Genomic DNA, 13,900 nt, shown 5'->3' with positions numbered 1-13,900 from the left:
TCACTCGGTCATGAGCGCCTGCAAGCAGTCGCCCGCGACTCTCGTTTTGCACGCTACTGCGAAGAAAAAAAACTTGGCCGACGCTTTATTTTTCGCAACGCTAAACAAACATCTTTTTTAACAAACAGATATCACACTTATAAAAGTTTGTAATGGGCAATAGTAAAAGAGCCCCTCGAAAGAGGGGTTCCTTTTAGATGGAGGTGTGAGTGAGGAAAATCTAGCGCGTCGTGCGGACCTTTGCCATCATGCCTGTGCTACGGTTGCGGATGATGCACACGCCCTGCACATTCTTAGCCTGGGCGCCATCATGCCAAACGCTCTTCGCTTCGTTCATGTTGCGAGCCGTGAAGCTAGCCACCTTCTTGCCCGTCAAGTCGAACACGTCGTAGGTTGCAGCGGCAATCGCATTCATGCGGATCTTCTGACGGATAGCCACTTCGCTACCTTCATCCGGATCCTTGGCATCCTTGCCCGTTGCAAACTGAATATAGTCGATGTCCATCCAGTCGCCAGTCACGGTAAAGCGGAGGATATGCTTCCCTGCCGGGAGCTTCACGTTCGCCTTTACCTTGCTGTAGTCGTCATAGTTTTCTTCGCCATCGTTCTTCGGAACGGCAATCGATTCGGTAATATCGTCACCATCGATGGAAAGCTTGAAGCCAGAAGTCGCATTGGCAGAAGCCACCGCCGCAAACATCGTGTAGTCGCCTTCTGCAGCCACATCCACGGTGTATTCCAGCCATTCATCGGTCTGGTTGTAACCGACGACATAACCCGTAGCCTTCTTGTAGATATCGACGCCGGTACCTTCGCGGTAGCTCTTGCCGCCATTGCTTTCGGCACCGTGGTCATCGGAATCGTTTTCGCTATAAGAATCGTTACCTGCGCCATAGCCCGGTTCGTCAAAGTCTTCCATTTCGATCTTGCCCGGGATTGCCCAAGCCTTGCCGCCAAACGGCGTCTGCGGTTCAGGTTCGCGCTTCGTGCCCTGGAATTCCCATTCAAGAATGCCCATGGTCGAATCCTTGGAACCCTTGAACACAAAGAACAGCTGATCGACAACGCCCGTAAGGCCCGTCATTTCGCAATCGTTATCGGTAAAGGTCATGTTGTTGCTGGTCTTTGCAATCTTGCAAGTACCGGCCAACGTTCCGCTTGCGCTTCCCTTATGGATTTCAATCGTATTGCCATCGGCGACACTTGCAGCCTTGATACGGAGATTCTGAGCGCCGTTACCGAAGTCCACGCCCGAGACGCGGATCCAGGATTCGCTACGGCTCGTGAGCGGCAAGAGCACATGCTTCACCGGCTGTCCTTTGGTCCAGTCGGTACGGCTACGGATGTTCATCTGCTTGGAGCTAGTCGTCGCCTTGTAGGTCCTGTACGGGTCAAAGTTCTTGATCTGCTTCGGGCCTTCACGAGTGAAGGTCAGCTTGTTCATCTTGTCGCCATTCCAGGTGAGTTCGTCGATGGACACGCTTCTGTGGTTTTCGTAGTTCGGATTTTCGGAACGCACGCCCGCCTGAGTCGTTGCGGCCGGATGGTTGTCAGAGGTCACCAAGCGACGGTCATGGTACACGGCATACCACTTGTCCTTGAACGGAGCAAAGCCCTGGTGGTTGTTACCGCCTTCGCCGTGCGCATCAGGCACAGAACCAATTCCCGGAATAACCGTACCTACGAAGGTATAAGGTCCCCAGATGTTGTTGGACATACCATAGTCAATCACCTGGCTACGGTTGTTGAAGCTCAGGTAATAAGTGCTACCCTTCTTGTGCAGATAAGGGGCTTCGAAAGAGTTCGGCAAAGAAACCTTCTTCAAGGAATTCTTGTCGAAAGTAATCTTGCCATTGCTTTCGGTAAACTTGATAATGTCGAAGTTGTTGCCATACGGGCGGCTAGAGCTTTCGCCACCACCGAAAATCACGTAACCCGCACCATCGTCATCAATCAAGATGCCCGGGTCAAAGCAGTGCGCAATGCCGTCACAGCCATTGATAAGGCTTCCGCCACCCGCAATCCTATTGACACCGTGAGTTTCCTTGACGGGGTCGGTATAAGGGCCATCGATAGCCGGAGCAGTGATCATGCCCACGCCGCTTGCGCCATCAGGGTAAACGATATAGACCTTGCCATCCTTGACGGCAATGCCCGATGCCCAAGTGTTGCTCGGATAGTTGCCGAATTCGCGCTTGGAACGGAAAATCATGCCATGATCGGTCCAGTTCTTCATGTCTTCAGAGGTGAAGGCATAAAGGCCGACAATGTCGTAGTTCCAGTTCGTCTGGTTGTTGTAGTCATCGACGTCGGTCAGAATGTAGAACGTATCACCATCAGAGGCGCAAGATGGATCCGCCAGATAATGGTAACTAGAAATCGGGTTATCTGCAAGCGCGCCCACTCCGAAGCCCGCACACAGTCCAAACATCGTAATGCCTTTAAGTATTCTCATAACACTCCTTAAGGACATTCACACACCGTGAATCCATCCTTTTACATTAATCCATCACCAAGCAACAATATAAATCTATCTCCAAATCACAAAAAAAACCTACGTTTTCACGTAGGTTCTATTGACAAAACGTCAAATGCGACTAAAATCAGTCTTTTTTCCTTGCAAGCGGGGCATACGGGTCAAAGATGCCGTAGCCAAAGACCTCGATATCGTCAATCCAGACTTCTGTACCCATCTGGCCGAAGACGCTAATCTTTGTCACGCTGTCCTTGATGGAATCCCAACCGACGTTACCGCCATTGTTCGACGTATCGAGTTCCGCCGGGATCACCACGAACTGAGTCCAGACCGTATCCACTTCAAAGTGTTTCCAAGCCTTCTTGTTCTCCGAACTCGTCACAGAATCGCTATTCACGAACACATCGAATGCAAACGAAATCTGCGATGCCTTGGAAGCACGGGCCCAGAACTTAATGGAATCCAAGTCGCTCATATCAACATAGCCGCCAAGTTCACGACCGATAAGAGCCCATTCCCAATCTTTAACAGAATCACGTTCACAAACAAAGTGTGCGGCCTTGCCCTTGCGGTCAAACCCAGCAGACACAATATCAAAGTCAACGTTTGCGTTATAGGACGCAGCCGGCTCCCAGTCACCAGCGCCATCTTCAAAGTCGTCAAAGACAAAGTACGTCTTGACATAAGCGGAATCGCCAAGGTAAAGACCGCCTTCACCAGACTGAGCACCGACGTCCGCATCAATTCGGCCATATTCCGTGACCGAGTCAGCATCAGCATCGTTCACAAACGCAACAATTTCGACATTGCCGTTCGGAAGCGATTCAAATTCAAAGTAGCCCGTGGAATCCATCGAGACCTGGTAGTCCAAGCCCTGCACAGAGACCGTAGCGGAACGGCGCACCAGCTGCGGAAGACCGACTCGACCGGAGACCTTGGATGGTTCAGAAACTTCGACGGTCAAAGGAGTCGTGGTATCAGATTCCACATAGGAAATCTTTGCGAAGCCCTTCAAATTCAAGGAATCGTTACGGGCTTCAATCACGTAAGAACCCGACGGAACGCTGGACAAGACAACGCGGCCCATTTCGTCGGTTTCAAAATGCAGCTGATAGAGGGAATCCGATCCAAGTTCGGATGCACCGGACAAATAAGATTCAGGGCGGACAATAACGTCCATACGTGCAGCAGGCGTGCCATCGGCCAATTGAGTAAGCACCGCGATGGAGTTTTCCGTTTCCATCGACGATCCAGCGGTACGACCGCTATCACAGGCGACATTGAACAGAGCCAACGTCGCCAACCCATATGTCCACGCCCGTTTAATCATTTTTTATCTCCTGCACCTTCCCCTTTTATTATAGTATTTTCCGAAGCCCCTCCTTTGCGGGCTACCGGGTAAAATGCCATAGAAAGCTGCATAACACGATCAGGATTCTTGGCTCCGTCCACTCTTTTCTGGACCAGACGGCGGAATTCCCTCAGCATGTCGCCCAGATCCTCGAAGCAGGACTGGTCTACAGAAAGGGTCAGTGTAGAAATATTGCGTTCATTGACGGGGACATTCTCGAGCGCATCGCTCGCAAGGCTCAGCACCTGGCGCTGGAAATTGCGCACGGCCTTTGCCTTTTCGGGGCCCCCTACTGTCAAATGGGCTTCGGTAAGTGCGAGCTTGCCTGATGCAAGCTTTTTCACGAGACCGACGCTCTTCAAAGTTTCAATGGCTTCGAGAGCCTGTTCCTCAGTGATCGGCGGGCAGATGTCTTTTGCGATCTGCTTGACGTTTACAACGCCACCGTTCAATTCCAGGTAGGCGCGTACCGCAGGAATCCACCAGTTTTCGAGGAGTTTAAGTTCAGCAGCCTGCAAAGAATGACGTTCCACGTCGCGCAGCGACAGAGCCTTCGCCATGAGTTCTTCGCGCTTGGTCTTGTCCTTGCTGACAGCAGCAGAATACAAGAGGTCGAAGTATTCGGCCTCGCGACCAGCCAGCGCAAGGATTTCCTTTGCCGCAGGTAATGCATGAGCAGGCAAGTGCTGCTTCTTTTGCAATACGCGATAGAGATAGCTGGAGTCTAGCCCGAGCTTATCACCCATCATGCGGTAGCTGTAGAAGGGCATCTCGACCTTGCGCCTGTCGTAGAATTCCTTCAAGAAGTCGCGGTAATCCGCTATGTCAGAAAAAGTAACCATCAATATCTAAAATATTTAAAACACAACACCGAGGACCCACAATGTAAACATTTGGTATGGATATTTTGTCAATGGGCTAGTCATTGATCATAAGATAATAAATGTGTAAAACGGCGCTTTTTGGAAAAATGGCGAAATTTACGTGATTTTAGCTTAGTTTTTACCATTCTTCACGTAAAAACGTTACGTTATTCAAAACATTTTTGACAATCCACCTCATTTCGTCTTTTTTTTGTTGAAATCAGGTCATTTTATCAAGCAAATCAATCTAACTTGGGCATCAAAATGCGCATTTTTGCAGAAAACAAGTTACTTTATATAAAATTTTACGTGATTAAGAATAATTTTTATCCGATTTTCACGTAAAAAACGGCTATTTCACATTTTTTCGATTTTCAGCAATTAAAAAAGCCCGCGCACGGCGGACTTGTCATATTCAAGAAAGATACAGGAAATTATGGATCCCCTACGCTTCGCTTCGAGGATGACGCCATCCGACAACTTCCTTCCTACAGTCTACTCTTCGCCGAGATATTCCACAGCGAAGATGAGCGTTGCACCGCCCGGAATCGGACCTGCACCGCGGCTGCCGTAGCCAAGGCCTGGCGGAACCACGAGGATTCTCTTTTCGCCCGGGAGCATGCCCTGCACACCGAGTTCCCAGCCGCGGATCACGTTGCCTGCGCCAAGTTCAAATGCAAACGGCTGTCCGCGATCGCGGGAGCTGTCGAACTTGTAGCCGTTCACCATCCAGCCCGTGTAATGCACAATCGCGCGGTGACCAGCACGGGCCGGTTCGCCCTCGCCCTGTTTCACGACAGCATAGCGAAGTCCTTCCGGACCGTTTTCATACTTGAGAAGCGTCGTATCCGGGAAAAAGTCCATATGCTTTGCAAGTTCCTGATCCACATCGGTGGAGACCATCTCGACGCGGAACAAAAGCGTAGAGTTCGGCGGGATCATCGAGAACGCCGTAGCGCCATAGCCCATCGCAGGCGACACACGCAACCAGCGGACACCGCCTTCGCGCATCCCTTCAAGGCCCGTTTCCCAGCCCTTGATCATCTTGCCGGCACCCATCACAGCTTCGAGTGGCTTGCCCAAATCCTTGGAGCTACCGAACTTGCGACCAGAGAGGAGCCAGCCCGTGTAATGGACCTTAATTACGTTACCCGCAGCGTTCAGCTTGCCGCTGCCAGCCTTTTCATCATAGACCTTAAGTCCACGGCCCATGTCGCGCCACTTGAGTTTGTCCACATCAGCAGGGAATTTGTCTGCATCCAGAGGCTTTTCAGCATGAACAAGTTCAACAACAAACATCAAGTCGCTATTAGGCGGGATGCCTTCGAGAGAGTTGTCGCCATAAGCCATCACGGAAGGGACCGAAAGCTTGCGCACTTCGCCAATCTTCATGCCCACAAGTCCCTTGTCCCAGCCTTCAATCACCTGGCCTACGCCAATCGTGAATTCAAGCGGTTCACCACTGTAATACGAATTTGCGAAATAGGGAGCCTCGACTGTCGAATCCGTTGCAGATTTGTTCACAAGAGCACTATCCACAGCCAGGTATCCTTTGTAATGAACTTTAATCAGCTGACCCGCACGAATGGGTTCCCCGCTGCCATCTTTGAGAGTTTCGGCCTTGAAAGGAACCGCAAAGGCAACACTAGAAGCAAGTAACACAAGAAAAAACTTTAATTTTGACATAGTATCTCCTGCCTTATAAAATAGAAAATGCTAGTTTTTGAGAGTAAGGATTTATCGTAAACGGATTTAAATATGCTATCAATCATCATCGTCATAGCGATTGTGCTATTGTCCATCGTCCTCGCCGGAATCGGAATTTACGTGGGCACACACAATACCGACGAAAAAGAAACGGCAAAACCAATTATCGACGTATCGGGGCAATACGCCGCCATCGGACGGCCCGCCCGCGAGACGCTCACCGCCGTAAAGCCTTCCGAAGCATCGATCAGGGCATGGCTCGAAACGCAGCCACTCACGCCGGAGCAAAGACAAGCTTACATCGAGCAGTGGAACAAGACGCTCGAAGAAACTATCAGGACTATTGACGAAGGGGACAAGCAAGGCGTCGCAACTTACAGAATTGTTATTGGTCCCAAAGGCAAGAATTATTGTAAATTCGTCAGTGAGGAAAATTTCATCACCCGCGAACAGATTCGCAATCACGCGGAAATCTTACCCCCCTATGTTTTGGGCTGTGACTGCAAACTTCTACCGAAACAACCTTGGGAAAACCCGAGCAAATCAGGATGGAAGGCAGTCATCCCGACACACGGAAACACTTACAACGTCCCGGATTGGAGGCAACTTGCGTAGTAAGTCATTATTATCAGCTATTCTTTTGGCACCTGCCATGGCGCTCGCCACAGGTTCGGCCATCATCACCCTTCAAATGCCCGTTGGCGCCCGCCAGCTAGGTATGGGCGAAGTCGGAGCCGCACTTGCCGATGACGCAACCGCCATGTATTACAACCCGGCAGGGCTTGCATTCGGACCGCTCGCCGACGAATGGCGCAGTTCCTACAAGGCAGATGCAAAGAAGACCCCGTTCTTTACGCACATGGCATCCCGTTCCAAAAACGGATTTTTCGACAAGAGCGAACTTTGGGCAGGCACGACCCAGGGCATTCTCAAGTTCGACGGCGAACAGTGGGTCAACTACTACTCCGTCACCTTGCAGGGCACCGCCAAGATCAAGGACGCCGTACGCACGTACGTCGGTTCCGAACGCGGTCTCGACGAATACACCCGTATCGTGAAAGCCTTTAACGACGTGAAGAACGCCGATGACGAATCGCATGTGGTCGAAGTAAAAATGCCTTGGGACTTGGTCGTCAAGGACACCATCACGGCAATCCTCTACGAAAGCCTCACCGAAAAGCTCTGGGTCGGTACCCCGAAGGGCCTCTACCGCTTTGACGGCAAGAGCTGGAAGTCCTTTGAATCAGAACTCGGCGAACGCCGCATCACGGCACTAGCCAAGCAAGGTGCCTCCCTCTGGATCGGCACGGACAATGGACTTTTCGTCTACCGCAACGGCGCCTTCGAACAGAAGGGCAAGGTTCTCCCGAGCCAGAAGATCAACGCTCTCGTGTGGTCTGAAAATCGAAAGGAACTTTACGTGGCAGTCGATGGAGCAGGCGTTGCCCGCCTCACTCCGAAAAAGAGCGCAAACGACAAAGACCGCTGGAGCCTGTTCAACCAGGAAGACGGCATCATGGACCTAAATCCGACAGCCCTCGCCGTCGATAGCTCGGACCACGTCTGGGCAACGCACAAGGGCGGTCTCTCGCACTTCACGCTCCGCAAGTGGGAACAGGTGCAATTCGCGAACAACACCGTAAACGACGTCTCTGTGGACCGCAAGGGCGCCATCTGGATCGCAACCGACCTCGGCGTCTGGCGCCACCTGCCAGACTACGCCACGGCAAGCGGTCGTAAGGCGGAACTCGAACGCAGCTCCAAGGAAGATCCCGAAATCACGAAACGCGATGACGAATGGATGCACTACCACCAGGGCAATGGCCTTTCGACCAACAAGGTCTGGGCAGTCCTCCCTGAAGGCAACGACGTGTGGTTCAGTACGGCAAACGGCATGGAACAGTACAAGGACGCCGACTACCAGCTCACGGCCTTCTACGAAAAGCTTTTGCCGGTCCTCAACATCCCTGACCTTTACCACCTTTACGGCGGCATGACCATTCCTCTCAACGACTGGGGAACGCTCGGTGTGCATGTGAACTTCGTCTCGTTCGGTTCGACCGTTGTCTCTGGCGACCTCGATGCCGATGATCTCGTAGCTTACAACAGTTCTGAAATCGTCGGTGGCGTAAGCTATGGCACCCGCTTCCCGAACGACTGGGGCCTCGGCCTCTCGATCAAGTTCTTCTATTCCGACTTGAGTTCCGGCGCTTCAGCAGGCGAAGAAGAAGCGACCACGTTCGGTTATGCATTCGATATCGGCGTCTTGAAGAAGAACCTGTTCATCCCGAAACTGAATTTCGCATTGGTCCTTGCAAACATCGGTCCGAGCGTGTACTACGTGGACAAGACCATCGAAGACCCGATCCCCTTGACCTGGCGTCTCGGACTTTCTTATGAAATTCTTAGCATGGCGGACTACAAGTGGACGGTCGCATTCGACTACAACCGCGAAGTCGTGATTGACGACGACAAAGGCAATCCTGAACCATTCTACATTGCCTGCTGGAAAGACCTCTTTGACCCAGACGATGATACGAATTCCTTCCTTCAGGGCGTGTTCAACGTCGGTACGGAATTCATCTATTCCAACACCATTGCTCTTCGCTTAGGTTATCTGTACGACCGCATGGGCAAGCGCAACGAAGTGGACTTCGGCGTGGGCGTGATGCTCTCCGACGTTTTGCAGTTCGACTGGGCTACCATCAAGAACGTAGGCCGTGCCGATGGCGTTCGCGATGGACAGATGCGCTTTGGAATGCTGTTCAAGTTCTAAGCGGCTAGTTATCAGTCATTAGTCACTGGTCATTAGTAAAAACTTGTCATGCCCGCGATAGCGGGCATCTTTTTTAGCAACGAAAAAAGCCAGGTGATAAACCTGGCTTTTTTATTCAAATGTCATCATCGTCCAAATAACTGCTTTATTCTTCGCGTTCGAGAATAATCAGAGCACGGTCCTGAGTGCTGTTCGGGATGGTGTAAAAATGCTTCCCGACAAACTTGTAGCCGAAAGCCTCAGGGTAGAACGTCTTGAGTTCGTCCGCTACAGCAGGGCCTTTCATGAAGTACACGCGACCGCCCACCTTGAGGGAATTCGCGATGCGCGGAAGCGTCTTTTCCATGAGTTCAAAAGCGCGGCTAATCACGCCATCGACAGGGATCGTCATGCTGCGGCTCGTGACCTTATGGCCGAACACGTCAATTCCCTTGAGTCCCATCTTTTCGATGACCATGTTCAAAAAGTTGATGCGGTTCGGACGCGGTTCGCAAAGCGTAAGCCGAATCGACGGATTCACAATCTTGAGCGGGATTCCCGGGAAACCGGCACCACTGCCGACATCGATCATGCGGGCGGGCCACTTTGGCACGTAAGCGTTGATGAGCGTACAGTCGGCATAATGGCGCTCCACCATCGTTTCAAAGGCATTGAGGCGTGTCAAATCCTGATCGTCATTGTTCGCACGGAGCAGCTGGTGGAATTCCCAAATCTGCTTGAGCGTCGGCTCCTGGAGTTCCACACCGTAGTAATGCAAGAGCTTGTCGAGTCCAGCAAGCGAGGGAGTGACACGTTTTCCGTTAAAAAGCGGAAATTCGGTGCGCGGAGCTTTCATGTGCGGGATAAAGTCCTTGCCAAGCGCGCTGGCGCCACTGCGGGGTTTGGAATTCTTTGACCAAGATGAATTTGCCATAGCCAAAAGTTAGAAAAGTTTTGCAATAAAAATAGGGGTCAACTTCTTCGCTCGTGCGTGTATATATAGTGGAGGCTCCTATTGAAAAAATTACTTCTCTTTTTGACGTTCACTTTAATTACTGCTTCGGCAACGTCTGCACAAGAAAACGGCCCGGCATCCTCAGCGGAGGATTTTGCGCAGGCGCCCTTTGACGTTTCGCAAGTTTTTGAATGGTGGGACGACGGCATCATCACCCCCGCGGAAGCAGACGAAATTTTTTCAAGACTTGAAGAAGAAAACTACAGCGAAGCCTGCCTGCTCGCTGAAGTATACGCCCAAGAACCATGCGCCACCAAGCCCAAAGCCAAACAAGGCAAGTCGCCACACAGTCCTTCAGTCATTCCGCATGGGCGCATATTCTGGAAAGGCAGATACGATTCCGATGGGCACCTGAAAAGCCACCGCGAAGAACTACAGCTCCAGTTTTACTACTTCAAATTGCACCTTGGATCGCAGGAACTCCTGTCTTACCGGCGTGACGGATTCGAAGCGCATTTCGGACAAGTTTCCACGTCGGAATTTCACAGCCACATTCCAGTCGATACATTATGGGGAACCGCTCTCCTCTTCCCCATTGGCAAATTTAAACTAGGAACATTTCTCGACAGCGCAAGGACGTTCAACGCGCAAATGGCATTCCAAGCGAACCGATCCAACGAAATTCGCGCCACATTCTGGAAGTTTCCCGATGCAGGCGCCTTGGCCGTCCAATTACGCACGATGCTCGGACAAATATCCACTTGGTATCAATTCGGACAAGACCGCCCACTCGTAAAAATCCAATTACAAAGTGAACAAACGCACCTTTCATGGAAAACAACCGCCTATATCCACGGCGACAGCATTCCGCAAGGGCTGAACCTGAGCAAGGGCATCGCCGAAAACTGGTTCTGGGCATCGCAAACCGTGAATGCAAAGTGGCCTACATACAATACAAGCCTCTCCTTCAAGGCAAGAATTCTGAGTCCCGTCGCCACAGACTCCATTAGCGCCCGATTCAAGCTTTCATTAGAATCCGGCCCAGAACGTTTACGCCCAAGCCTTAGCGTAACTTGCCGCGAAGCAAGCGACAACTGTAGCAACACCGAATGGAAAAGCATCATTACATCTGCATGGGAACCGTTCTCGTTCAATGCCAGTTTATTACTGCGCCACAATCACCATTTTAAACCGCCAAGAATCGAGTTCGGAGCAGCCTACCGCACCAAAAGCGCTTTCGCCAGACTCTCTCTTTCATTGCCCGAAACAAGCCCTGCTAAAGCCATTTCAGTCCAAAACGAGATCAAATTCGACGGAGAAACGCTCGGCTGCAACTTTGTATTCGCATTTAAAAAGACAAAAACTAAACCATTCAAGCCAAATTTCGCACATATCCAATTTTTTCTGAAAAAATGAGACATTTATTCCCATCAATTCACCGTCCAACAAGTCTGGACACTCCTGTAACCACTATTTTTAAAATTATTCCCATTTAGAGACCTGAAGAAATCTATAATTTATAGTACCCAAACACTCTCAGACTCCTTTAGGTTACCTCCTTTGCCTGAAGGAGTCCTTTTTTTATTGTATTTTTTTATTTTAATGGTATGTTCTATATCGCAGCTATCATCGGATCTGTCTTTTTTCTGCCATCCATCGCATTAAACATCGCGCTTGCGCTCGGTGCGCCGCTCGGAATGTACGCCATGAACGGCCGCCACAAAGTCGTTCCGCAGGAAGTCCGCCGGGCATTCATAATGCCAATTATTATGCAATTCGTGGCACTTTTTACGCTCCTGAGCGCAGGGCATGTGCTTCCGGAAACAATTCCGTTCGGGATTGTGCGCATCCTCGCCTTTTTCTTTGCTGTTTACCTGACTTTTTACACTGCAACGGTTTTTTTTAGCTTAAGTGCGAAAGAACGCCATGTGATGGGGCCGCTCGCCGCCGCATCGACCATTTGCTTCTGGATTACCGCAGTGGGGACGATTTAGACGAGAGAACGCCACTTCGTGGCTACAGACGAGAGACTAGAGAAAAATGGATAAGGTTGCACCAAAGCACAATTACCAGGTCGATTTAGACCGCATCATCCGCAGGCTAGAACGCACGGGAGAAGTGCCGACGCTCTTGTTACATGCCTGCTGTGCGCCGTGCAGCAGCTACACGATCGAATACCTTTCGCAGTACTTCAAGATAACTCTTTTCTATTACAACCCGAACATCGCTCCTGCCGAGGAATACCAGCATCGCGTAAACGAGATCAAGCGTTTCGTCGCCGAGTTCAAGACAAAGTATCCCGTTACACTTGTCGAGGGCGAATACGACCCGAAAAAATTTTACGATGTCGCCCGCGGGCTTGAGAAAGAACCCGAAGGGGGCAAGCGCTGCCGCAAGTGCTTTGAACTGCGCCTTGCAGAATCGGCGAAACTCGCGAAAGAACTAAACTGCGACTACTTCACGACAACGCTCACGATAAGCCCGATGAAAGACGCCCAGGTGCTCAACGAGGTGGTGCAGGAACAGTGCGATATTTACGGCATCAAGCGACTCCCGAGCGATTTCAAGAAGAAGGGCGGCTACAAGCGTTCCATACAGCTGTCGCACGAATACAACCTCTACCGCCAGAATTTCTGCGGGTGCGTCTACTCCATGCGCGAAACGGAGGAACGCGAAGCCAACAAAAAAGCGTGACATTTGAAGCGCAATTATATATACTTTTATAGGATGATCAAGATCTGGTTATACGTATTGGCTTTTTTCGGGGGAATCGTCGCAAGTGCTTGCAGCGATAGTACAACCAATGCGCACGACGAAGACAGGACTTCAAGTTCCATTAGAGTCATCGAGATCATTGTCGATTCTTCAAGCGAAAGTTCTTCCAGCTCATTTTTCCGTTCAAACAAGAAGAACATTTATTTTTCCAATCACGTCGAAATTAAAGTTTCATCATCCGATAACGCGAAATCTTCTTCCAGCAAGACAAAAACATCAAGCAATTCAGAGTCCGCCCCGAAATCGTCCAGTTCACAGACAACATCATCCAGTTCGAAACAGCCCGAATCCAGTTCAAGCATCGCTGAAAGTTCTAGTTCCGAGATGCCAAAGTCCAGCGCAGAACTCCGCTTTTACGATTGCGAAGAGCACGACTGCGTCACCATGGAATACTTGAATCCGGACATTTCTTATGGCGAATTTTTAGACACGCGCGACAACCAGGTTTACCGCACCCTCGTCATCAGTAACCACGTGTGGACCGCGCAAAACATGAACTATAAAATCGAGACCGAAGAAAACAACGATATAACCAGCTGGTGTTACGACAACGAACCTGGAAACTGCAAAAAATTCGGTAGGCTCTACACTTGGGAAGCGGCTAAAAAAGTTTGTCCTGAAGGTTGGCATTTACCCACTGAAGATGAATGGCAGGAACTCATCGCAGAGCACTCTTGCGATATTGTGATAAAAGACGGAAATCCACCCATATACCGTTGCGCAGGGACATCGCTGAAAGCAATTGACAGCTGGGAAGGCAATTTCGAAAACACCAACGAATACGGATTTTCCATCGTTGCCGCAGGGATCGTAAACTCAGGGAAATTCATGTACAAGGGTATAACAGGCTACCTGTGGGCCTCAACAACACAATATGAATCTGAATCACTCGCAACATTAGTCATATTTGAATATAACGAAGATTACACAAGATTCGTATTGACAAGACCAAACTCCGGGCTATCCGTCCGTTGCGTCAAAGGCGCCGCAGAGTAAGACGAAAATAAATTTCGTCCGC

11 protein-coding genes are annotated in these 13,900 nt (G+C 50.5%); 6 read left to right on the top strand and 5 right to left on the bottom strand.

The window, feature by feature from the left end:
- Positions 1-220: 220 nt before the first annotated feature.
- From ACJMM9_RS15380 to ACJMM9_RS15365, 4 genes are all read right to left on the bottom strand, one after another.
- Positions 221-2,455 carry a carbohydrate-binding protein gene (locus ACJMM9_RS15380; RefSeq protein ID WP_405328873.1) on the bottom strand — a complete coding sequence of 745 codons (2,235 nt, stop codon included), beginning with the start codon at positions 2,453-2,455 and terminating at the stop codon, positions 221-223.
- Positions 2,456-2,603: 148 nt separating this feature from the next.
- Positions 2,604-3,806 carry a hypothetical protein gene (locus ACJMM9_RS15375; RefSeq protein ID WP_405328870.1) on the bottom strand — a complete coding sequence of 401 codons (1,203 nt, stop codon included), beginning with the start codon at positions 3,804-3,806 and terminating at the stop codon, positions 2,604-2,606.
- Positions 3,803-4,669 (bottom strand): DUF4423 domain-containing protein, encoded by an 867-nt coding sequence (locus ACJMM9_RS15370; protein WP_290927106.1) that lies wholly within the window; start codon positions 4,667-4,669, stop codon positions 3,803-3,805. The genes ACJMM9_RS15375 and ACJMM9_RS15370 overlap by 4 nt, the downstream gene beginning before the upstream one ends.
- Positions 4,670-5,185: 516 nt before the next feature.
- The gene (locus tag ACJMM9_RS15365) at positions 5,186-6,376 is read right to left on the bottom strand and encodes an FKBP-type peptidyl-prolyl cis-trans isomerase (RefSeq protein ID WP_405328868.1); all 1,191 of its coding nucleotides are present in this window, start codon (positions 6,374-6,376) and stop codon (positions 5,186-5,188) included.
- A gap of 72 nt (positions 6,377-6,448) precedes the next feature.
- Here ACJMM9_RS15365 and ACJMM9_RS15360 point away from each other — a divergent pair, with 72 nt between their 5' ends.
- Together ACJMM9_RS15360 and ACJMM9_RS15355 are read left to right on the top strand one after the other, a co-directional pair.
- A complete protein-coding gene (locus ACJMM9_RS15360) occupies positions 6,449-7,012 on the top strand; it encodes a hypothetical protein (protein ID WP_141099249.1) in 564 nt (187 codons plus the stop codon).
- Positions 7,013-7,049: 37 nt separating this feature from the next.
- On the top strand, positions 7,050-9,173 hold the full coding sequence (locus tag ACJMM9_RS15355) for a PorV/PorQ family protein (protein ID WP_303733110.1): 2,124 nt from the start codon (positions 7,050-7,052) through the stop codon (positions 9,171-9,173).
- A gap of 145 nt (positions 9,174-9,318) precedes the next feature.
- Here ACJMM9_RS15355 and rsmG read toward each other — a convergent pair whose 3' ends face one another.
- Complete coding sequence (rsmG, locus tag ACJMM9_RS15350; protein ID WP_405328863.1) at positions 9,319-10,086, bottom strand: 16S rRNA (guanine(527)-N(7))-methyltransferase RsmG; 768 nt, start codon at positions 10,084-10,086, stop codon at positions 9,319-9,321.
- A gap of 81 nt (positions 10,087-10,167) precedes the next feature.
- On the opposite strand from rsmG, the gene ACJMM9_RS15345 reads away from it, so the two are divergent.
- The 4 genes from ACJMM9_RS15345 (at position 10,168) to ACJMM9_RS15330 (ending at position 13,878) form a co-directional block, all read left to right on the top strand.
- Positions 10,168-11,523 (top strand): hypothetical protein, encoded by a 1,356-nt coding sequence (locus ACJMM9_RS15345; protein WP_405328860.1) that lies wholly within the window; start codon positions 10,168-10,170, stop codon positions 11,521-11,523.
- 191 nt (positions 11,524-11,714) lie between these two features.
- Complete coding sequence (locus ACJMM9_RS15340; protein WP_405328858.1) at positions 11,715-12,101, top strand: hypothetical protein; 387 nt, start codon at positions 11,715-11,717, stop codon at positions 12,099-12,101.
- 46 nt (positions 12,102-12,147) lie between these two features.
- The gene (locus ACJMM9_RS15335; protein ID WP_405328855.1) at positions 12,148-12,801 is read left to right on the top strand and encodes an epoxyqueuosine reductase QueH; all 654 of its coding nucleotides are present in this window, start codon (positions 12,148-12,150) and stop codon (positions 12,799-12,801) included.
- A gap of 57 nt (positions 12,802-12,858) precedes the next feature.
- Positions 12,859-13,878 carry a fibrobacter succinogenes major paralogous domain-containing protein gene (locus tag ACJMM9_RS15330; RefSeq protein ID WP_405328852.1) on the top strand — a complete coding sequence of 340 codons (1,020 nt, stop codon included), beginning with the start codon at positions 12,859-12,861 and terminating at the stop codon, positions 13,876-13,878.
- Positions 13,879-13,900: the final 22 nt, after the last annotated feature.

It is taken from the genome of Fibrobacter sp., assembly GCF_045112255.1.
Classification (GTDB): Bacteria; Fibrobacterota; Fibrobacteria; order Fibrobacterales; family Fibrobacteraceae; genus Fibrobacter.
This window is presented reverse-complemented; position numbering and strand designations above follow the sequence as displayed.

Excerpts from the sequence above, each read along its gene's own strand:
- ACJMM9_RS15380 (WP_405328873.1), bottom strand. The coding sequence starts at position 2,455 with ATGAGAATACTTAAAGGCATTACGATGTTTGGACTGTGTGCGGGCTTC.
- ACJMM9_RS15375 (WP_405328870.1), bottom strand. The coding sequence starts at position 3,806 with ATGATTAAACGGGCGTGGACATATGGGTTGGCGACGTTGGCTCTGTTC.
- ACJMM9_RS15370 (WP_290927106.1), bottom strand. The coding sequence starts at position 4,669 with ATGGTTACTTTTTCTGACATAGCGGATTACCGCGACTTCTTGAAGGAA.
- ACJMM9_RS15365 (WP_405328868.1), bottom strand. The coding sequence starts at position 6,376 with ATGTCAAAATTAAAGTTTTTTCTTGTGTTACTTGCTTCTAGTGTTGCC.
- ACJMM9_RS15360 (WP_141099249.1), top strand. The coding sequence starts at position 6,449 with ATGCTATCAATCATCATCGTCATAGCGATTGTGCTATTGTCCATCGTC.
- ACJMM9_RS15355 (WP_303733110.1), top strand. The coding sequence starts at position 7,050 with ATGGCGCTCGCCACAGGTTCGGCCATCATCACCCTTCAAATGCCCGTT.
- rsmG (WP_405328863.1), bottom strand. The coding sequence starts at position 10,086 with ATGGCAAATTCATCTTGGTCAAAGAATTCCAAACCCCGCAGTGGCGCC.
- ACJMM9_RS15340 (WP_405328858.1), top strand. The coding sequence starts at position 11,715 with ATGTTCTATATCGCAGCTATCATCGGATCTGTCTTTTTTCTGCCATCC.
- ACJMM9_RS15335 (WP_405328855.1), top strand. The coding sequence starts at position 12,148 with ATGGATAAGGTTGCACCAAAGCACAATTACCAGGTCGATTTAGACCGC.